Source organism: Bacillus sp. MT(2024), from assembly GCF_036362845.1.
In the GTDB taxonomy this organism is placed as follows: domain Bacteria; phylum Bacillota; class Bacilli; order Bacillales; family Bacillaceae; genus Bacillus; species Bacillus velezensis.
Genome location: NZ_CP143632.1, coordinates 939,738 through 959,504, shown reverse-complemented (window position 1 = coordinate 959,504; position 19,767 = coordinate 939,738). Strand labels below are relative to the sequence as shown.

The window sequence follows — 19,767 nt, the reverse complement described above, 5'->3', positions numbered from 1 at the left end:
CCGGCTTCTGTATTTTACCGGTTAAATTGAGGCGTCCGTTTTTCTAAAAAAGCGCGGATGCCCTCTTTATGATCATCCGTTTTTCTCATATTTTCCTGGGCCTTTCGTTCAAGAGACAAAACGTCTTTTAACCGGCTGATATGAAGGCTCTGATAAATAGCCTTCGTTTCAATCATCGCTGACAGCGGCGCATGCAGCAATCGGTCGATATACGGTTGTGCCCCCTCCGCAGGGCCGCCGCTGAACAGCCCGTCGGCAAGCTTAAGCCGCACCGCTTTTTCAGCCGGCAATTTTTCACCGCTCCAAATCAGTTTTTTCGCTTCGATCTCACCGACGCGTCTCATTAATAAATAGTGGCCTCCACCGTCGGGAACCAATCCGATGCCGATGAAATTCATCGCGAGTCGGGCGTTTTCTTCGGCGAGCACCACATCGGCGCACAGCGCGAAACTCAGCCCGAGCCCCGCCGCGGCTCCGTGGATGGCGGCTATCACAATTTTTTTCATATCATAGAGCGTCAGCGTAATGGATTCAATCATTTTCATGAGCCGTTCATATTCTCCTGAATCATGATCAGACGTCATCATCTGGATATCACCGCCCGCGGAAAATCCCCTGCCTTCCCCCCGCAAGAGGACGATAAGCGCTTCACTGTCGGCTGCCATAACGCATGCATTTTCCAATTCCCGGAGCATTTGTTCATTCAGCGCGTTGTAATTGTCAGGCCGGTTCAGCACAATCTCTGCGATCTTTCCTTTTTCTTCATAACGAATATACTGCATGTTTACTCCCTCCTTGAATCCGCTTACATATTTTGTTCAAATGATATATTCCTTCCCCCGAAGCGAAACTCCTTTATTTTTCAAGGTCAACAGATACCGAAAAATGCATATCATTTGAAACTGAACATACATTTTTATATAGTGAAATTGATATACAAAACAAAAGGGGGGAAAAACACCGATAATGAAATATGTGATACTCAGCTTATTACTGAGCTTTTTTATGGTGCTGTTCCCCCCTTCGGATGTCGCTCTTCCTTCCCAATTGGTGACAGAAACAGACAGCTATGTACAAATTTCGGTTTACCCGCAGGAAACGGAATCGGCAAAGACGCCGGTTCAAACCAAAACCGCTCCGCAAGGCCTGTCAAAAGGATACGGTGCGTTATCCCGGATGATCTCCCTGTTATCTGTCAAACCTCTTGATCAATTCATTGATTCCACAATGGAAAGGACATGCGTCATTCCGATACAATACCAGTCAAATTACCTCCGGCATCAGACCATTTCTCATTGCCAATCTGTATTTACGGTGTAAAAACAGTATATTCCGGAGGGATTTTTTATGAATATTAAAGAAAACGATCTGCCCGGCATCGGGAAAAAATTCGAAATCGAAACGAGAAATCATGAAAAAATGACGATCATCATTCATGATGACGGCAGGCGGGAAATTTACAGATTTGATGACCGCGACCCTGATGAGCTTCTGGCAAGCATTTCACTTGATGATGCGGAAGCAAGACAGATTGCCGCAATTATCGGCGGGATGGTGTACAAACCGCAGGCGCTTGAATCGATTGAAATGGCGTTCAGCGATCTGATTATCGAATGGTTTAAAGTTGAAAAAGGGGCAAAAGCGGCAGGGCGGACGCTCGGCGAACTGGATGTGCGCCAAAACTATGACGTGACGGTTATCGCCATCATTAAGCATGACCAGAAAAAGTTTTTAAACCCGGGCGCTGATTCGCTCCTTGAAGCAAACGATACACTCGTCCTCTCAGGTGAAAGAAAGCATCTGAAAAAACTGATCCAAGACTTCCTCTCCAGAGACGGAGTGTGATCTGTTTATGGATCATCTCGTATTTGAAGTCGGTACGGCGTTAGTTCTTGTGGCCATTGCGAGTGTCATCGCCAATAAAATTAAATTCTCGATCATCCCCTTCCTGATCATTTTAGGAATGCTTGTCGGGCCGCACGCGCCCCAAGCGGGCATCATTGACCTGACGTTTATCGAAAGCCGGGAAGTGATTGAGTTTTTCGGACGGATGGGCGTCCTGTTCCTCCTCTTTTACCTCGGGCTTGAATTCTCGGTCGGAAAATTAGTCAAATCCGGACGTTCAATCGCCGCCGGAGGAACGATTTATATTCTGATTAATTTCAGTTTAGGGCTGATCTACGGCTTTATCACGGGCTTTTCCTTTTTGGAAGTGCTTGTATTGGCGGGCGTCATCACGATATCATCAAGCGCCATTGTCGCAAAGGTGCTTGTCGACTTAAAGCGCACGGCCAATCCGGAAACGGAGCTGATTCTCGGCATCATTATGTTTGAGGATATCTTTCTGGCGGTTTACTTGTCCGTCGTTTCCGGGCTTGTTCTGGGAGACGCGACGTCTGTCGGGGGCGCGCTGATGTCAATCGTGATCGCTTTCGGATATATGCTGCTGTTTTTCATTGCCGCTCGGAAATTGCCGCCTCTGCTGAACAAGCTGCTTGATATCCGTTCAAACGAGGTATTTGTCATCGTCATTTTCGCCGCGCTCTTTTTCATTGCCGGCTTTTCCGAAACGATTCATGTCGCTGAAGCGATCGGCGCGCTCTTGCTCGGACTCGTATTTTCGGAGACGGCCCATTCTGACAGGATTGAGCATCTTGTCGTGCCGTTCCGTGACTTTTTCGGCGCCATGTTTTTCTTCAGCTTCGGCCTCAGCATTGATCCGTTTTCACTCGGAGATGCGGTATGGCTCGCCCTCGGCGCCGTTCTGCTGACGATTGCCGGAAACTTTATCGCCGGCATGATCGCCGGGCGCCGGGCGGGGCTTTCTCATAAAGCATCGTCCAATATCGGGCTGACCATTGTGTCCCGCGGCGAATTCTCCATTATCGTCGCAAACCTCGGCATCGCCGGCGGCCTGTCCGCTTCACTTAAACCTTTCGCCGCCTTATATGTTTTGATACTGGCCATCTTCGGCCCTTTGCTCACGAAAGAATCGAAGCGGATATATCTCCTGCTGAACAGCGTATTCAAATGGAAGACGCCTGAAAAGAAGCCGCAGAAATCATAAAAAAAAGCTGACCTCTTCATAAGAGGTCAGTTTTTTTGAGCGGGAAGAAATTGCTGAAAAGCCGTTTTTTTATTAATGGAGAAATGCTCTTTTCCCAGAATGGTATTGATGATTTTTTGGTTTCTGTAAACAGACAGCTTCAAATTCGTAGCGCCCGTTCCGTGAGCATGATCAAGATTCGTTAATGTGAAAAAGTGATGCCGCCTGTCGTCCTTAAAGACAAGACGGGAATCGGCCGTCACTTTAAACCGTTTCTCATCCTCCCATTCGATATCGGGGGCAATTGCCGTAAACCATTCCGGAATATGAGGTTTAAAGCCGGTCGCCAATATCACTTTTTCTGAATCGGCCGTAAAGGTTTCATCCATCTGCCATTGATGAAAGCTCAGTACGCAGCGCCCGTTTTGCTTTTCAATTTTTTCAAGCTCCGCCATCGGCTGAATATACACGTCAGGCGAACCTCCGCTGATCGATCTGTGATACAGGGCATCGTAAATGGCGGCAAGTGTGTCAGAATCAATGCCGTGGCGCAGTCCGTCCAGCTCAGGGAGTGTGTTCAGCCGTTCTTTAAAAGGCAGGCGGTTAAAATATTCCACATAATCAGGTGTAAACATTTCCTGCCCGAGCTTGGCGGTTTCCAATTCTCGAAATCCGGCGGAGCGTGTCACCCATTGCAGCCGGCTGCGGCGGTATTGTTCATCATGCAATAAGTCAGAAAAGATCTCCGCGGCGCTCTGTCCGGAGCCGACCACTGTAATTGATTCGGCGCCGGCGAGCTCGTCTTTCCGGAACAAATATTCCGTGCTGACCATCGTGTCCTGACGCGCCCCGTCATCAATCTCTGCGGGAATAAGCGGTTCAGACCCCGTCCCCATGACGAAATGCTTCGTCTGATAGACACTGATGCTTCCGTCCTCAATGTTTTTGACGCTGACTTCATAATGTCCGCCGGCATTTTTCACGCCGATTACCTCTGAGCCGAAACGGCATGATTTGATTTCTGAAGCCGCCCAGCTTAAATAGTCGTTAAATTCCCGTCTCGGAATATCAAATTCATTAAACGTATAAAACCGGTACAGCCGGTCATGTTCATGGAGAAAGTTTAAAAACGTGTAGCGGCTTTTCGGATCGGCGAGCGTGACCAGGTCCGCCAGAAACGCCACCTGTAAATCCGTCCCTTTAATTAAAAGACCGGGATGCCACGCAAATTCTTTCTTTTTATCGAAAAAAAGAACGTCTGTTCCGGGTATATCCTCTAACAATGCGGCAAGCCCTAAATTAAACGGCCCGATTCCCGCTCCTATGACATCATACATATTATGCACCTCTTGCGAATAACAGTCTGATGATCTTTTCCCGTTTTTACAGACGGTTAAACATAAAAAAACGGCACGCTGATTCCGTGCCGTTTTTGATATTATAATGCAGATTTGACGAACATCTCATCTAAGTATTTGATTTTCTCTTCTGTATAATGCTCAAATCGGTCATTATATGATTTCGGGTCTTTCGGATTGGCGAAGTGCGTGATTTTTCCGGTTTCCGGATGAATGAATTTGCTTGCCGCGCCGCAGCCGATACCGATAATCGTCTGCACTTCTTCCATAATCATAATGTTGTAGATGCTCTCCTGACCCGGGAAGGAGTAGCCGACATTTTCAAGGTTTCCGAGAATGTTTTTCTGCCGGTACAAGTAGTACGGCGTATAGCCGTGCTCTTTTGTCCAGCGGACGGCGTCATCCATCATGCGGGATACTTCCTGCCTGTCGGCAACTTTATACTTATGCTTGTTTCTCGTCATTTCTGACGCCCGTTTAAAAGAAAGCGTATGAACGGTCAAAGATTCAGGCATCAGCTTTTCCGTTTCTTCAAGACTGTGCCTGAACTCAGCCGTCCCTTCTCCCGGCAGGCCGATGATCAGGTCCATGTTGATATTATTCATGCCGTGTTTGCGGGAAAGATGGTATTTTTCGATGGTTTCTTCAACTGTATGGTGTCTGCCGATGGCCTTTAGCGTTTCGTTTTCATAAGATTGCGGGTTGATGCTGATTCTGTCAATCTTATACTTATTTAAAACGGCCAGCTTTTCCTCCGTAATCGTGTCGGGACGGCCCGCTTCAACGGTAATCTCCCTGATATTCGCGACATCCGGGAAAGAGCGGACCATTTCTTCATATAAAAGATCCATTTCTTCAGCGGTAATGCTTGTCGGCGTGCCGCCGCCGAAATAAATGGTCGTCACTTTGATATCATGCCGCTTCAGCCATTCTCCGATTTTCTGCATTTCATAGTGAAGCCCCCATAAAAAGGAGCCGACTCTTCCCGCCTGTCCTTGAATGGCATAAGCCGGAAACGTGCAGTAGGCGCATTTCGTCGGGCAGAACGGGATGCCGATATATATGCTGACTTCATCTTTGACCCGGTACAGATCGGGAACCGCAGCGAGCTGGCGGTCGACAATCTCCTGCATCAGATTGATTTTTTCATCATGGATCAGATAGTCTTTTTTCAGATCGGCATGCGCCTCTTCTTTTGTCAGGCCGCTCTGCAGCTTTTTATGAAGAAGTTTAGTAGGCCTGATGCCGGTTAAGATTCCCCATTTTTGTGTCATGCCCGTATGTGATTGAAGAAGATTTAAGTAGACATATGACAGCGTGTTTTTCACCTGTTTAAATACTTCTTTTTCGCTCCATCCGGCAAGAAGCGGTTTCGTGTGATGTTCCTTTTCGCCGGTTCCTTTGATTTCTCCGGATACCGACACGCTGTCTGCATCTTGAGAAATGGCAAGTGAGATGACGAGATCAGAGGGTTCCTCCGTTTCGCCGTACGCAAGAACACACTCTTCAAAAAATAAATTCGCGATGTTTTGCAGCGGACGATGCAGCCTGTCATCCGTTATGCCGTCTATTTTTATTTGCAATGTGATCACCTTATTTTTCAGATTCAAAACTTTCTTTAGTGTACAGAAAGAACAGGCTAAAATCAATCCGCGAAAAAGCCGCAGACCGGCGTTTCGCGTCTGCGGCTCTTGATTACGGCCGTTTCATATGGAACTTATCGAGAAAGCCTTTGCGGTGCTGCATGCGGAAATATTCCTTAATCATATAGGCGACTCCCTGTTCATCATTTGACCTTGTCACCCAGTCCGCTTTTCTTTTTAATTCATTTGAGGCATTCCCCATCGCGACGCCGAGACCGGCCAGCTCGATCATCGGCAGATCATCTTCCTGATGGCCGATAGCTACAACCTCTTCCATTGAAAGCCCGAGATCAGCGGCGACCATCGAAAGTCCGCTTTCTTTTGAAACCCCTTTAGGCACGATGTTCAGTTTTTCTCCGTTGACGCGGATCACATCGACGGCCGGGAATGCTTTCATTATCGTATCCGTTATATCAGCCTGCAGGCCATCTTCAGCATGCACTTCAATGACGGGCGCTGAAACCGGCTCATCAAGGAGCAGGTCACTTAATGATTCGACAAACTGCACCGGATAAAAAATCGGATCAGACGGATGAATCATCGTTTTCCCGACCAGATTGGAGTTCACTTTCTTCTTGTTTCCGATCGAATATTTTTCGTGAAGAAGCCGGATATTGCATTGATAGCTTTCCAGCACCTGAACGATATTAAACGTGTGATCTTCTGATATTTTCTTTTCAAAAAACGGCTCATCTATTTTTTCAGAAATGTATGCGCCGCTGTGGGTAATCAATTTTGCATCAAGCTTTAATATTTTCGCCACTTTTTGAGCGGAGCGAAAATGGCGGTTTGTGACCAGTGTGACGTAAATTCCTTTTTTCTTGACGTATTCGATGGCATCCTTTGTCGTCTGATGAAGTTTGCCGTTGGAGCGAAGAAGCGCTCCGTCTATATTTAACGCCAGCATTTGTTTTGACACAGAGAAGTCCCCCTCCTTGATGACTGTACTTGTCATTAGGATATGACCCTGTCTCTTTGTTTAGAACAACCTTTTCTCCGCAGCAAAAAAGCCTGCCTCAAGCAGACTTTGAACTGTCGTTTTGTTGGGATACGATCGATTTGCTGCCTTCTCCCCAATGTGCATTTCTATTTACGAAATATATCAGGAACCCCTTATTTGACCGTTGATGCGCTCGTTTCACTTACTCTCTGTTGCTACCCCTTAACATACCAGGCAGTATAGGCGACCGTATCCTTAGATCATCTGTAAGTGTAGGCGCTTTCAGAGTTATTATCTCAATAATATTGTTAAAAAACAAGGGTTTTTTTAACTAAAAAAATCAGGGGAAATATCTGTGCTGAATGTATGATAAAGTTGAAAGGGAACGTATATTCGCATATAATAAGAGAAAAAAAGCGGTGACTGTTATGTCTCTATTAAAAGATATTTATAACGAAGAATTTGCAGAAGCACTTCTGAACAGAATCAAATCGGCGTACCCGGCTTTTGAGCGGGACAAGTGCCGGGCGCTGATATTTCAGGAAGATTGGCCCGGACTGACGTTAAAACAGCGGATGCGCCGGATCACAGACTCTTTATATGAAACACTGCCGAAGGATTACATACGGGCGCTTGACGTCTTATATGAGACAGCTCCCCATTTCACAGGGCTCGCCGGGATTATTTTTCCCGATTATGTCCAACAGTACGGAACGGATCACTGGGAAGAATCAATGAAGGCGCTTCAGTTTTTCACTCGTTTTTCCACTTCCGAATTTGCGGTCCGCCCGTATATCAGGCTTGACCGGGAGCGGATGTTCAAAGAGTTCCTTTCCTGGACGGAGCATCCGGACGAACATGTCAGAAGGCTTGCCAGCGAAGGCTCAAGACCGCGACTGCCGTGGGGAAGCTCCATTCCGGCTCTTCTTGAAGATCCTTCTCCGATTCTCCCTGTTCTGGACCGCTTGATGCAGGATGACTCGTTATATGTCAGAAAAAGCGTGGCGAATAACCTGAATGACATCTCCAAAACACATCCGGATCTTCTGGCACAGATCGCAGCCGAGCGGTTCGGAAGCTGTCCGCACACGGATTGGATTTTGAAGCACGCCTGCAGGACACTGTTAAAAAGAGGAGACAAACAGGCGCTTGCGATTTTCGGGTTTGAAGACGCCTCCCGGATTTCATTGGAACGTTTTACACTGAATCCGGAAACGGCCGCCATCGGAACAAGCATACATTTTTCTTTTCAGATCCGCTCATCCGCCCGGCAAAAAGTCAGGGTTGAATACGCGATTGATTTTGTAAAGAAAAGGGGGCATCGCAGCCGCAAGGTGTTTAAGATGTCGGAGTCCGCCATGGATAACAGAGACGTAAAAGCCTTCAGCAAACATCATTCCCTTAAAGATTTAACCACCCGCAAGCATTATCGGGGAATTCACACTCTGTCTGTCATCATTAACGGAACGGTAAAAGGTTCTCTTGATTTTTCTGTTGAATAAAAAAACCCCTCCATTTCATAGATGGAGGGGTTTGAAGCTTATTGCGGGCTGCCGTAAAGCTCTTCAAGAGGTTTCATAATGATTTTGTTTAACTCGCCGATCAGCATGCTCATGCGCTGTTCCGCTTCCATCAGCTGAGAAATCAATTCATGCTGCTGTACGAGAGCAACGGTTTTTTGTGCCTGCTCTACCTCTTCCTGAGTGATTTCTTCACCTGACATCTGCTTCTGCTGCAGCTGCAGCTGTACATTGCGGAAGTTATCAAACATGCGTTTTGCGGATTCATCTGCGTTTACTTGATCATAAAGCCCTCTCAGACGGCTGTATTCATCACTGTTTCGCAAAGCTTTTTCAAGATCATATGCTGCATCATAAAAATGAACTGCCATAGTAACCGCTCCTTTCTTCCTTTCGGACATACCACTCCACTATAACAGACTGCGGAGCGACTTTCATCATCGGCGTATGTTTTCCTTAGAAAAGAATGACAAACAAAGCCTGAATTGCTCCGATTATCCCGCCGAGCAGACCGCCTAAATACGTTATCATCTTAAATTCTCTCTTGGAAATCGACAGCACCATTTCTTCCAGCCGTTCAACGGGAAACTGATCAACCTGCTCTTTGACCACTTCCTCAAGACGCAGCCGTTTCAGCACACCCTCCAAATGAGCGGCAATACTGCCGAGTGCCGCATCAAGCAGCTTCGGCGCGTACGTCCCCGTAATCTCCCCTTCATAACGGGAGATGATGTCACCGAGCCGGCATTCGAAAAAGGGCGCGGTTTGAAGTGCGGCCAAAGCCCGCTTTTTCATGCTGAACAGCAGATCTTTCGCATTCCACTTTTCATCGGCCTCATAAAGTGTATAAGATTTGAGCTTGCCCCATTCTTGAGAAAGCAGATCAGCCAGAAGCTTTTTCGTTTCCTCATTGCGCAAAAACTTTAACAGCTCAGGCAGCACACGGTCTGCCAAGCTTGAATTGCCGAGGAACATCTGCACCATGCCGCCGAGCATCCCCCGGGAATTCAAAAAGTCGTCAATCATATTTCCGAGCCTGTCTTTCCCTTCTTCGCTCTCAAAATAATCGATGCTCCGCTTCAGGATATAATCTGCGGCCAGCGGGATTTTTTCATCCAGCTTTTCCTGCAGCTCATCAGGAAGCCAGTCTTTTATGGCGCGGTGCTCATATTTCCGGTACAGGTCCGAAAGTTTTTCATCGGTAAAACGGTCAATCCAGGCATCCGTCTTTTCCTGCGGATTCCGGATGCCCGCGGCGGCCAAAGCTTCGTGCACCGTCATCTCGGAAGCGGCCATTTTTTGCGTGAATTGTTCGGCGAAAAGAAGCGCCTGGTTTTTAACGGTATCTGATAAAAGCCGCTTTTTTATTCCTTCCGGGGTTAAAAGATGGTTCGTCACCATGAGCCCCATTTGTTTTGCCAATTCATCCCGTCTTTTCGGGATCAGCCCCGGCGTAAACGGAACCCGTTTTCCGAACAGGTAATACGGCCGGTACGGACGAAATAACATCTGAATGGCAAGATGATTCGTCACCGCGCCGATCGCGGCTCCGATCACAATCATAAATAGAAACGTTCCTGCTATGCCCATTCCTTTTCTTCTGCCTCCATCTTATGTTCTATTTTCTTGATGATATATCTATTCGTATTATAGAGGCTGGCGGGCATGCGGGCAAATGAAGAACCTGAATTGTTGTTTGTGAGGAATAAGGCAAGATGCTGTTTCGTACTCTTTACAGTAGATCATCTTTTATGATGCGCTTAGCATATTTATTGGATGGAAGGGCCGTTCCATCAGCGGCTTTTTGAATAAAGGGGGAGTAATAATATGACAACACTCGGTTTTATGTCTGTATCCCGCCGGCACGAAGAAGATTACGCCGGGGAATTGGCTGAAAGAGCGCCTCAATATAATGTGCGCTTAGCCCGCTTTACACCGTTTGATATATTTCCGGATTCTTTGCGCGTGAAAGCGCTCGTCTATCACCCGCAAAGCGGAAAGTGGAACGAAACGGAAATCGATATTCCCGAATATATTTACGACCGCTGTTTTTACGGAAAATCCGCTGAAGCGCAAAAAGCCAAACCGATCGTCGAATGGCTGAAAAAATATCCGAAAACGGAATTTATCGGGCGGGGGCTTCCTGATAAATGGACGGTCACGGATGCGCTCCAAAAGCATCATCTGATCAGTCCCTATATTCCTGAAACGGCCGAAGTCAGCCGCTATGAACAGGTGCAATCATACTTAGCCAAGGAAAAAGCATGTATACTTAAGCCCGCTTTCGGCGCGGGAGGCAGAGGCATCATCCTGCTTGAAACAGGCAAAAAATCAATTACGGCCACTTACTATATCGGAAAAAACAAACAAACAAAATCATTTTCCAATCACGTGTCTTTTAAATCTTGGTGCAAAAAAGTGCTGCAGCACCGCTATTTGCTTCAATCCTACTTAAATATCCAGGATAAAGAACGGCATCCGTGCGACATCCGCATTTTCATGCGCAAAACGGAGTCAGGCGTTTGGGAAACGGTCGGAAAAGCGGTCAGAAGGGGTTATCAGAACGGTCTTTTATCTCATTTGCCCGGAGGATCAGAACCGATTAAGTTTGACACATGGTTTGAGGAAATTCCGAGAAAGCAGCAGGCCGTTTTATTGGATGATGTCTTTTCGATCACCCAATCCGTCCCTTATTTCCTTGATGAACGGTTCGGACCGCTGTTTGAGCTGGGGCTCGATATTTGTTATGCCAAAGACGGACGCATCTGGCTTTTGGATGTCAATTCAAAGCCGGGACGGAAAGCTATTTTAAGCGTGGCTCCGGAGGCGAAAGAGGATTTGTATACGGGTCCGCTGAGACGCTTCCGCGAACTTCAGTCACAGGAAAGCAGGAAAGGAGTATTACCGCGTGAATCATAAAGGGATGATTGTCGGCATCGATAAAAAAAGCAAAAATACGCTGTTTCTCCCCTCCTCCATGAAACGGGAAGGGCTTTTATCCGCTGCCTTCGGGACCAAGGTTGTCAAATGCCGTGTAGCCTTTTCTCAATCACTTGAAAAAAGCGCGCTCCTTTCTGAAGATTTGTTTGAGGAGCTGTTGATACCGTATAAAAGCCGGGCTGACTTTCTCATACACGGCCAGACGGTGCACATCGGACCGCTGATCGGCGTTTTCACAGCCGGGTTCACATCATCGCCGTCCCGCCCGTTAAGAGACCGTACAGCCTTCTTTTCCAAGATGCTCTCACTTCATGAACAGGCGAACGGATATTGTTTCGTTTTCGGGGCTCATCAGATCAACTGGGAAGAAGGCACCGTCCAAGCGCTGATTTATAAAGAAAACAGCTGGAAACGGACGGCCGTCCCGCTTCCGAATGTCGTATATGACAGGCTCCCGAGCCGAAAAACGGAAGGAGTTCCGCTTTTACAGCAGACAAAACAGAGGCTGATGAATGACTATCAGATTCCGTGGTTTAATCCGCAATTCTTTAATAAATGGGACATTCATAAGCTTCTGGAAAAAAACAGCCTCACCGCTTCACTTCTGCCAAAATCTGTCCTGCACCCGAATGCAGAAGCGTTAGAGACGTTATGCAACACATTTGACACCGTCTATATCAAACCTGCAGACGGCGCACTCGGAACGGGGATTTACAGGGTGGAAAAAACAGATGCCGGCTTATCTGTCAAACACACGAATGAGGAAAAAACGGTGGTGACGGCAGAGTATTCAGATGCGGCATCCTTCATGAAATCATTTAAAGAAAACAATGACCCGTCCGCATTTTTAATTCAGCAAGGCATTGACCTGATCCGGCTGGATGGACGCCCCGTCGATTTCAGGGTGCACACGAATAAAAACGCCGAGGGGAAATGGACAGTGACGGCCATCGCGGCAAAAATTTCCGGTGAAAACAGCATCACGACGCATCTGGCAACCGGCGGAGAAGTCAGGACGTTAGCTGAATTATACGGCGATCCGAGAGAGAGAGTCGGCATGATGCGGAAACTTTCAAAAGCCGCCTTGGCGGTCAGCCGCGTGTTAAATGAGCACATTGAAGGTTTTATCGGCGAAATCGGTTTTGACCTCGGCGTCGATCATTCAGGGAAAGTTTGGATGTTTGAAGCCAATTCCCGCCCCGGGCGCAGCATTTTTTCCCATCCGAAGCTGAGATCGGTCGATTACCTGACAAAACGGAGAAATTTTGAATACGCGTCCTATTTATCAGAACGGTCCATCACCGCCCCGGAAAAACTTTGGCGGTGAGGCTGTCTTTTTTTGGGTTTACCCGGGACAGGCACAGAATGATGAGCTACAATGAACAAGATCAACATTTCCCACAAGGAGCGTGAACGTCATGATTTCGCACTTCAGCTGGAAACCGTTATTCAAAAAAGAGAAACTGCCCGGATGGCGGATTTCATTTTACTGGCAGGGTACGCATTACGAAGGGATTTACCATAAGTCCGGTGACATTGAATGGGGACACACACATCCGGGAAAAGAAGAGCCGGCGCTCGTAAAAGAGCTGCATGAATTAATGCTTTATCACATATATGACTGAAAGCTAAAAGCTCAGCCGCATCAGGCTGGGCTTTTCTTTTTCCTTCCGCTATTTACCACCCGGTTTTCCGAATGAGATGCCGTTTGATTCACCATAATACGTAGTACAAAGCGGCAAACAGCATTGGGTGAAGCCGAGCTGGCAATGGTTTTCATTCCGAAAATCATCGGCTGGTGCAATTCCAGCAAACCCAACCATACTACTTAATAAAGGAGATCATACAAATGGCAAACAACAACTCTTCAAACCAACTATTAGTACCCGGCGCTGCTCAAGCAATCGACCAAATGAAATACGAAATTGCTTCTGAGTTCGGCGTAAACCTTGGCGGAGAAACAACTTCTCGTGCAAACGGTTCTGTCGGAGGAGAAATCACGAAACGTTTAGTATCTTTCGCACAGCAGAACATGGGCGGCCAAGGCGTACAATAACTCAATAAATGGCTTACAGAAGGCGCGGGATACCGCGTCTTCTTTTATGCCGTCACCCTTTTTTCCTATTTCACATACCCTAGGAAAAAAGGAGGGAAAACATGTCATTCATTGCCTCAGTCAATTGGGAGCTGTTTCAGTTCGTAAGTGTTTCTTTGGTCAATGAATATGTTGCCCACCATTTCCCGTTTATTCACAGGCATTCTTTTCCCCGCTGCTTTGAATGATATAATGAGCGGCGAGGAGGTTTTTTACATGAGCATCGCTTTACTCGGAGCAACGGGAAGAGTCGGACAGGCTTTTATAAAAGAAGCGCAGAAACATGGACACATGGAAATATTCGCTCTTGTCAGATCAGCCGGAACAGTCCTTCCCATTCCTGAAAAACAGATCATAACAGGGAATGCGAGGCGGCGGGAAGATGTAAGCCGATTGATTTCCAAAGCGGACACAGTCGTGAGCTGTCTCGGCACGGACGGTGACGATACCCTTTCAGCCGCTATGACCCATATAATAGACGGCATGAAACGGCATCATGTTCAGCGTCTGATTACGATCGGCACCGCGGGTATCCTTCAATCACGGCTTATGCCTGATCAATACCGTTTTGAATCGGCAGAATCAAAACGAAAATCAACAAGAGCCGCAAAGGAACACGCCCGCGTATACGAGATGCTGCTGGCAGAGGATCTTGACTGGACGATCATCTGCCCTACCTACCTTCCTGACGGAGACGCTGCCGGAGTTTACCGGTTCGAACAGGATCGCCTTCCTGAAGACGGCGCCGAAATCACAGTCGGAGACACTGCGCATTTTCTGTACCGCGAGCTGATCAGCCCGCAGTTTGTCAGAAAACGGGTAGGACTGGCTTACTGAATGAAAAAAAGGGCGAATCTTTTTGATTCACCCTTTCCGATTACACCGCGGATTTCGCCGTTCCTTTCTGTAATTCATACATTTGATGGTACTGCCCCTTTTGCGCCATTAATTCGTCATGGCTTCCCTTTTCAATGATGCGGCCCTTTTCCAGCACGAGAATCTGGTCTGCGTGTCTGATCGTGGAAAGCCGGTGGGCGATAATAAATGTCGTGCGCCCTTCTTGAACGACTTGCAGCGCTTTTTGAATGACTGCTTCTGTTTCGGTGTCAATGTGCGCCGTCGCCTCATCCAAAATTAAAATGGCCGGATCGAACACAAGCGCTCTTGCAAAAGAAATCAGCTGACGCTGGCCTGAGGATAGTGTGCCGCCTTTTTCAGTGACGGGCTCTCTGATGCCCTTCGGCAAAGATTGCAGAAGACTTGCGGCGCCGACTTGGCGAAGCGCTTCTTCCGCCTGCTCCAAAGAAATACGCTGATCATCGAGGGTCACATTGGAGCCGATCGTTCCAGAGAAAAGATACGGATCTTGAAGCACGATCCCCATATGGGATCTCAGCTCCTGTCTTGACATGCTGTATATGCTTTTATCGTCCAGCAGGATATCCCCTTTTTGGGCATCATAAAAACGGAACAGAAGATTCAGGATGGAGCTTTTGCCGGACCCCGTATGGCCGACGAGGGCGACCGTCTCCCCTTTTTCAGCTGTAAAGCTGATGTGTTTCAGCACCTCTTCTCCCTTTCGATATCCAAAAGAAACATCGCGGAATTCCACTGTCCCTTCCGCCTTTCTGTCTGCGGGAGCGCCTTCTTCTTCCGTTTCCTCCTCCTGTAAAAGCTCGAATACTCTGGTGGCAGAGACACGGGCCAATTCAAGCTTCGAAAATTGGTTGACAATCCCCGTAACCGGCTGGAACAAACGGTTTAAATAATCAACAAATGCATATAAAACACCGATCGAAACAATTCCGGCCGCACTCAGACTCGCGCCTCCGAAATACCAGATCAGCCCGACAAACGCCAGATTGCGCAACACATTGACAAGACTGTGGGACATGAGGGAATTTAAGGACAGCATTTTGTTTTTGTAGCGGAAATGAGCTTCATTCAATTCTTCAAATTCCTTCATCGTTTCCTTCTCGCGGCGGAACGCCTGAATAATCGGCATTCCTTGAATGGACTCATTCATTTTCGCATTGATGTCACTGTTAATAGAACGGATTTTTTGGTTGAAGACGGATGCGTATTTGCGGTACACAACCGACCAGATCATTAAAATCGGAATAATCAGAAGACAAACGGCGGCCAGCCTGACGTCAAGCATAAACAGCGCCGTAAAAATGCCGAGCATATAAACGCCGCTTGTGATAAATGTCGACAGCACCGTTACATATAAATCCCTGACCGCTTCTGTGTCATTCGTAATACGAGCCACGACTTTTCCGGCAGGCAGATTATCAAAGTAGCGGATCGGCATTTTCTGAATGTGTGAAAATACATCCTGCCTCATGCGCTGTATGATCCGGTTCGCTCCCATCTGCAGCAGATAATGCTGACCGTAATGAAAACATACGGAAAACATGAGCAGTCCCGCGTAAATGGCGGTCAACGTCAGCAATCCTTTTATTTCCGGACGGTAAAATCCAAAAATCTCCTGTCTTGATAACCTAATGGCGGGATATGACCTGCTTTCTTTACCGTTTGATATGGTCAGCCGGTCGTCAGCCACCGAACGGTTTCCGTCAAAACTGACGGGACGGTCAACAAAATAGTAGCCCGCACCGACTTGATAAATGTGCGCCTCTCCGGTTTTATCCGCCTCCGGTTTGAGCCGGTCCTCCCTGACATAATCATGCCCCCGGAACCTGACGGCGCCCGGATCGTCCGCAGAGGCTTTAACCCATGTTTTTTCAATGCCGAGAATGTGGTCGTCAATCATTTTTTTTCCGATAAACGGGCCGGTCAGCTCAGTGCCGACCGCAATAATGAGCAGGACGACCGCCCATATCAGCAGCTTCTTATATTGAAGCGCGTAATTCCATAATCTTCTCCCGGTCTTCATGCGCCCGTCCCCCCTTCTTCAAGAGAGAACAGCTGCTGCCTCTCATATTGTTTTCGATACCAGCCGTTCTGCTCCAATAGCTCCCGGTGCGTGCCTCTTTCAGATACCCGGCCTTCATCCATGACGAGAATGAGATCTGCGTGTTCAACTGCCGAGAGCCGGTGGGTGGTGATAATCGTTGTTTTATGCCGCCGTTTTTTACGGATGCTGTCAATGATGGCGGCTTCCGTTTTCGCGTCTACGGCAGAAAGCGAATCATCTAATATGAGAATGTCAGGATCGGTCAAAAGCGCTCTCGCAATTGATATGCGCTGCTTTTGTCCGCCCGAGAGCGCCACGCCCTTCTCGCCGACAAGCGTCTCAAGCCCGTCGGAAAGCATGCCGATATCGTTTTCAAAATGCGCATCTTTCAGCGCGCCGCCGATTTCCTCTTCGTTTGCATCCTGCCGTCCGTAAAGCAGATTCTCCTTTACAGTCTTAGAAAATAAAATATGATCCTGCGGCACATAGCCGATCCACCCGCGGAGCTCCTCAAGCGGGATCTCCTGAATCGGAACGCCTGTAAACGTGATTGCTCCCGCCCCGGGCGGATATTCACGCAACAGCTGCTTAATGATCGTCGTCTTTCCGCTTCCCGTCTTCCCGACAATGCCGAGTGTCTGCCCTTTTTCTACGGAAAAAGATACATCGGAAACCGCCGGTCCCGCTCCGCTCGGATACGTGAAAGTCACTTGTTCAAAAACAAGACGCCCGGGCTCCTTGATGCCGGCGGGGCGCTTGGGCCCGATCACGTCAGGCTCATAGGAAAGCGTCTCATTGACACGATCCAAGGAGGCATTGCCGCGCTGCATGATATTGATTAATTCTCCAATCGCAAACATCGGCCAGATCATCATTCCAAGGTACACGTTAAACGATACCAGCTCTCCCAGCGTCAGCCGGTTTTGAAAAACGAGATAAGCGCCGTAGCCGAGACCGATGAGATAGCTGAGGCCGACGAGAAGTTTCACAGTCGGTTCAAAAAGTGAATCGATAAACGCCACCTTCATATTTTTCTCATATACATCCGCCGTCATATCACCGAACCGGCTGACATCATTTTTTTCCTGTACGAAAGCCCGGATGACCCGGACGCCGGATACCGACTCCAGCACCTTGTCATTTAATGATCCGAAAGCATCCTGCGCTTCCGTAAACCGCTCATGGATCTTTTTTCCGTACAGGCTGACCGCAGCCGCCATTATCGGCAGCGGAATAATCGCGGCAAATGTCAGCTTCCAGCTGATGAGAAGCCCCATTGTCAAAAATATCGTCAGCATATACATCGTCGAATCAACGAGCGTTAAGACCCCGAAGCCCGTCGTCATACTGACGGCCTGCAGGTCATTTGTCCCCCGCGCCATTAAATCGCCCGTTCTGTATTTCTCGTAAAACGGCGGTGACATTTGAAGAAGCCTTCCCATCAGTTTTGATCGGAGAATCTTCTCCATGACATTCGCCCCGCCGAAAAGCTGATACATCCAAAAATAAGACAGTAAATAGACGGCTGCCGTTAATGCGAGAAAAACACATATGTAAAACAGCATCCCGCTTTTCGTAAACACGCCCGCCTTCATATCGTCTATTGCATTACCGAGAAGTTTAGGCGGAAACATCTCAATGACATTCACAATCAATAACAGAACAATCGCTGTCGTATAGCGCAGCCAATAGGCTTTAAAAAACCACGCGAGCTTTTTTAATACAGTAAACAAATACCGTCATCCCCTTTCATCAATCAGCCGCCCTCAAGCTTTTCCGGATTGTTTTTCATTGTTTTCGCTAATGCCGCCACATGCATCACACCTGTCTTTCTTTCATTTTTTTGTATAAAAAAAGACATGAAGCCTCAGCTCCATGCCTCTTATTATTATAAATAAGGTACAGACCCGCCGTTTATGCGCGACTGCCCCGTTTTTAAGCAAATGTTCAGAAAACGGAAGCTGTATGGGAGTCACGCCGGTATTCAGCTGAAGATGAGTTGACAAGCTTTAGTTTTGACATGATCCATACCTCCTTTTTCCCTATATTGTTCCTTCATCATATAAACAAATCCTTTTTTTGTCAATGCAGGTTTTACATTTCTGCTGCACGGGTATTGTAAAACAAACCTTTTTTACTGAAAGGATGAGGCTGATGTTTCACGCAGACCGGTTGATAGCAGCTTTTGACGGAAGTGATGATAGTAAAAAAGCGCTCCAAAAAGCCATAGACCTTTCAAAAACGTTTCACGCGGATTTAACGGTCGTACATTCCCACAATGCAAAAGATACCCAGACGATTGTTGATCCCCCGAGGCCGGGAGCCGGGGCAACGTATATCGGCGGCGGGATTGCAAGCGTTCCTGACCCGCTCCAGGCGGAAAGAATCTCCCCTGATCCGATGATTTATGAAGACCGTACGGAAGAAATCGTTGCGGAAGCGAGAATGCTGATGAACGACAGCCAGATTGACGGGGATATCGACATTTTAGAAGGTGATCCCGCTGATGCCATTATCGAGCATGCCGACCGTATATCGGCGGATTTGATCGTCATGGGGAGCCGGGACCAGAACAGGCTGAAAAAACTTTTATTCGGAAGCGTCAGTGAAAAACTGTCATCGAAATCCGATATTCCCGTGCTGATCGTAAAATAATTCTTTCTGTAAAGCAGCTTAATCAAAAGCTGCTTTTTTTACAGCTCCCGGCTGTTTTTTCTTTTTTTCGGCATCACAAAAAAACTCGCCATGATCAAAAAATCGATGCACAATACGACAGACCAGCCCTTTAACAGTCCGCTGAGCGCTTCGGTGCGGGAAGCGTCCTGAATGAGAAATACCGTTCCGGCTAAAAGAACGCCGCCGATGACAAATGCTAATACATGTCTTCCCCATCCTTTTGCATAATGTTTGGCATAATCCAGTCCGTACCGCTTGACCGGTTTTGCCCCTTCCTTTACCACATAATAGCGGAACCGCTCATCCGCCCATTGAATCATGCTTTTTCCGAAGGCGACAGACACTCCGATATAAACGGCCGCCACTGCATGCGCCATAGTCGCCGCCGCCCCTCTGTATAAATCAGCTGCGGCCGCCAGAAACAGTACAGCATCCAATATAGGAATGAGAGCGAAAAAAAACATTCCGAGCTTTTGCCGCCTGAATATATAGCGCGCCGCCAATCCGAAGATGACAGCCGCCCAAAAAGCAGCCTCACAAATGACAATCAACCAAGCAATCGCGTTCAATCCGGTTCCCCCTTATCGTTTTCTAAAATGCATTGTATCACTGCTTTTTATTTAATACAA

The 19,767-nt window shown here is 47.6% G+C and carries 20 protein-coding genes; 11 read left to right on the top strand and 9 right to left on the bottom strand.

Translation table 11 applies throughout. The features are described from left to right. Positions 1–14: 14 nt before the first annotated feature. Positions 15–782, bottom strand: a complete 768-nt coding sequence (locus VP472_RS04955) for an enoyl-CoA hydratase (protein WP_077722008.1) — start codon at positions 780–782, stop codon at positions 15–17. Between the two features lie 184 nt (positions 783–966). On the opposite strand from VP472_RS04955, the gene VP472_RS04950 reads away from it, so the two are divergent. From VP472_RS04950 to VP472_RS04940, 3 genes are read left to right on the top strand one after another with little or no spacing between them, the layout of a single operon-like run. Then, the gene (locus VP472_RS04950) at positions 967–1,320 is read left to right on the top strand and encodes a hypothetical protein (RefSeq protein WP_146276439.1); all 354 of its coding nucleotides are present in this window, start codon (positions 967–969) and stop codon (positions 1,318–1,320) included. Between the two features lie 27 nt (positions 1,321–1,347). Beyond that, a complete protein-coding gene (locus tag VP472_RS04945; RefSeq protein ID WP_003155265.1) occupies positions 1,348–1,845 on the top strand; it encodes a cation:proton antiporter regulatory subunit in 498 nt (165 codons plus the stop codon). A 7-nt stretch (positions 1,846–1,852) separates the two neighbouring features. After that, positions 1,853–3,067 carry a cation:proton antiporter gene (locus VP472_RS04940; RefSeq protein WP_003155266.1) on the top strand — a complete coding sequence of 405 codons (1,215 nt, stop codon included), beginning with the start codon at positions 1,853–1,855 and terminating at the stop codon, positions 3,065–3,067. Between the two features lie 26 nt (positions 3,068–3,093). On the opposite strand, the gene VP472_RS04935 is transcribed toward VP472_RS04940, so the two are convergent. The 3 genes from VP472_RS04935 to VP472_RS04925 form a co-directional block, all read right to left on the bottom strand. Then, positions 3,094–4,383, bottom strand: coding sequence for a lysine N(6)-hydroxylase/L-ornithine N(5)-oxygenase family protein (locus VP472_RS04935; RefSeq protein ID WP_101562857.1), 1,290 nt, complete (start codon positions 4,381–4,383; stop codon positions 3,094–3,096). 101 nt (positions 4,384–4,484) lie between these two features. Then, on the bottom strand, positions 4,485–5,987 hold the full coding sequence (locus VP472_RS04930) for a coproporphyrinogen III oxidase (protein ID WP_007409236.1): 1,503 nt from the start codon (positions 5,985–5,987) through the stop codon (positions 4,485–4,487). 112 nt (positions 5,988–6,099) lie between these two features. Next, complete coding sequence (locus VP472_RS04925) at positions 6,100–6,966, bottom strand: Cof-type HAD-IIB family hydrolase (RefSeq protein WP_031378450.1); 867 nt, start codon at positions 6,964–6,966, stop codon at positions 6,100–6,102. 383 nt (positions 6,967–7,349) lie between these two features. On the opposite strand from VP472_RS04925, the gene VP472_RS04920 reads away from it, so the two are divergent. Then, positions 7,350–8,489, top strand: a complete 1,140-nt coding sequence (locus VP472_RS04920; protein WP_146276437.1) for a DNA alkylation repair protein — start codon at positions 7,350–7,352, stop codon at positions 8,487–8,489. Positions 8,490–8,527: 38 nt separating this feature from the next. Here the strand turns inward: VP472_RS04920 and VP472_RS04915 are convergent, their stop codons facing one another. Together VP472_RS04915 and VP472_RS04910 are read right to left on the bottom strand one after the other, a co-directional pair. Beyond that, positions 8,528–8,878 carry a YlbF/YmcA family competence regulator gene (locus VP472_RS04915; protein WP_007409239.1) on the bottom strand — a complete coding sequence of 117 codons (351 nt, stop codon included), beginning with the start codon at positions 8,876–8,878 and terminating at the stop codon, positions 8,528–8,530. Between the two features lie 85 nt (positions 8,879–8,963). Beyond that, positions 8,964–10,097 (bottom strand): DUF445 domain-containing protein, encoded by a 1,134-nt coding sequence (locus VP472_RS04910; RefSeq protein WP_146276435.1) that lies wholly within the window; start codon positions 10,095–10,097, stop codon positions 8,964–8,966. A gap of 237 nt (positions 10,098–10,334) precedes the next feature. Here VP472_RS04910 and VP472_RS04905 point away from each other — a divergent pair, with 237 nt between their 5' ends. From VP472_RS04905 to VP472_RS04880, 6 genes are all read left to right on the top strand, one after another. Further along, complete coding sequence (locus VP472_RS04905) at positions 10,335–11,426, top strand: YheC/YheD family endospore coat-associated protein (protein WP_070081574.1); 1,092 nt, start codon at positions 10,335–10,337, stop codon at positions 11,424–11,426. After that, positions 11,416–12,774, top strand: coding sequence for a YheC/YheD family endospore coat-associated protein (locus tag VP472_RS04900; RefSeq protein ID WP_053573527.1), 1,359 nt, complete (start codon positions 11,416–11,418; stop codon positions 12,772–12,774). The genes VP472_RS04905 and VP472_RS04900 overlap by 11 nt, the downstream gene beginning before the upstream one ends. Before the next feature lie 82 nt (positions 12,775–12,856). After that, a complete protein-coding gene (locus VP472_RS04895; protein WP_012117190.1) occupies positions 12,857–13,072 on the top strand; it encodes a YheE family protein in 216 nt (71 codons plus the stop codon). A 224-nt stretch (positions 13,073–13,296) separates the two neighbouring features. Further along, positions 13,297–13,503 carry an alpha/beta-type small acid-soluble spore protein gene (locus VP472_RS04890; protein WP_003155280.1) on the top strand — a complete coding sequence of 69 codons (207 nt, stop codon included), beginning with the start codon at positions 13,297–13,299 and terminating at the stop codon, positions 13,501–13,503. 101 nt (positions 13,504–13,604) lie between these two features. Next, on the top strand, positions 13,605–13,730 hold the full coding sequence (locus VP472_RS04885; RefSeq protein WP_003155283.1) for a hypothetical protein: 126 nt from the start codon (positions 13,605–13,607) through the stop codon (positions 13,728–13,730). Between the two features lie 28 nt (positions 13,731–13,758). Further along, the gene (locus VP472_RS04880; protein ID WP_146276432.1) at positions 13,759–14,379 is read left to right on the top strand and encodes an NAD(P)-dependent oxidoreductase; all 621 of its coding nucleotides are present in this window, start codon (positions 13,759–13,761) and stop codon (positions 14,377–14,379) included. Positions 14,380–14,419: 40 nt separating this feature from the next. On the opposite strand, the gene VP472_RS04875 is transcribed toward VP472_RS04880, so the two are convergent. Then, positions 14,420–16,441, bottom strand: coding sequence for a multidrug resistance ABC transporter ATP-binding protein/permease BmrD (locus VP472_RS04875; RefSeq protein WP_146276430.1), 2,022 nt, complete (start codon positions 16,439–16,441; stop codon positions 14,420–14,422). Continuing rightward, a complete protein-coding gene (locus VP472_RS04870) occupies positions 16,438–18,195 on the bottom strand; it encodes a multidrug ABC transporter ATP-binding protein BmrC (RefSeq protein WP_071392047.1) in 1,758 nt (585 codons plus the stop codon). The genes VP472_RS04875 and VP472_RS04870 overlap by 4 nt, the downstream gene beginning before the upstream one ends. Positions 18,196–18,616: 421 nt before the next feature. Between VP472_RS04870 and VP472_RS04865 the strand changes: the two genes are divergently transcribed. After that, positions 18,617–19,117 (top strand): universal stress protein, encoded by a 501-nt coding sequence (locus VP472_RS04865; protein ID WP_003155289.1) that lies wholly within the window; start codon positions 18,617–18,619, stop codon positions 19,115–19,117. Between the two features lie 38 nt (positions 19,118–19,155). Here the strand turns inward: VP472_RS04865 and VP472_RS04860 are convergent, their stop codons facing one another. Continuing rightward, positions 19,156–19,707, bottom strand: a complete 552-nt coding sequence (locus VP472_RS04860; RefSeq protein WP_060657740.1) for a hypothetical protein — start codon at positions 19,705–19,707, stop codon at positions 19,156–19,158. Positions 19,708–19,767 lie beyond the last annotated feature (60 nt).

Excerpts from the sequence above, each read along its gene's own strand:
- VP472_RS04955 (WP_077722008.1), bottom strand. The coding sequence starts at position 782 with ATGCAGTATATTCGTTATGAAGAAAAAGGAAAGATCGCAGAGATTGTG.
- VP472_RS04950 (WP_146276439.1), top strand. The coding sequence starts at position 967 with ATGAAATATGTGATACTCAGCTTATTACTGAGCTTTTTTATGGTGCTG.
- VP472_RS04945 (WP_003155265.1), top strand. The coding sequence starts at position 1,348 with ATGAATATTAAAGAAAACGATCTGCCCGGCATCGGGAAAAAATTCGAA.
- VP472_RS04940 (WP_003155266.1), top strand. The coding sequence starts at position 1,853 with ATGGATCATCTCGTATTTGAAGTCGGTACGGCGTTAGTTCTTGTGGCC.
- VP472_RS04935 (WP_101562857.1), bottom strand. The coding sequence starts at position 4,383 with ATGTATGATGTCATAGGAGCGGGAATCGGGCCGTTTAATTTAGGGCTT.
- VP472_RS04920 (WP_146276437.1), top strand. The coding sequence starts at position 7,350 with ATGTATGATAAAGTTGAAAGGGAACGTATATTCGCATATAATAAGAGA.
- VP472_RS04915 (WP_007409239.1), bottom strand. The coding sequence starts at position 8,878 with ATGGCAGTTCATTTTTATGATGCAGCATATGATCTTGAAAAAGCTTTG.
- VP472_RS04910 (WP_146276435.1), bottom strand. The coding sequence starts at position 10,097 with ATGGGCATAGCAGGAACGTTTCTATTTATGATTGTGATCGGAGCCGCG.
- VP472_RS04905 (WP_070081574.1), top strand. The coding sequence starts at position 10,335 with ATGACAACACTCGGTTTTATGTCTGTATCCCGCCGGCACGAAGAAGAT.
- VP472_RS04890 (WP_003155280.1), top strand. The coding sequence starts at position 13,297 with ATGGCAAACAACAACTCTTCAAACCAACTATTAGTACCCGGCGCTGCT.
- VP472_RS04885 (WP_003155283.1), top strand. The coding sequence starts at position 13,605 with ATGTCATTCATTGCCTCAGTCAATTGGGAGCTGTTTCAGTTCGTAAGT.
- VP472_RS04880 (WP_146276432.1), top strand. The coding sequence starts at position 13,759 with ATGAGCATCGCTTTACTCGGAGCAACGGGAAGAGTCGGACAGGCTTTT.
- VP472_RS04875 (WP_146276430.1), bottom strand. The coding sequence starts at position 16,441 with ATGAAGACCGGGAGAAGATTATGGAATTACGCGCTTCAATATAAGAAG.
- VP472_RS04865 (WP_003155289.1), top strand. The coding sequence starts at position 18,617 with ATGTTTCACGCAGACCGGTTGATAGCAGCTTTTGACGGAAGTGATGAT.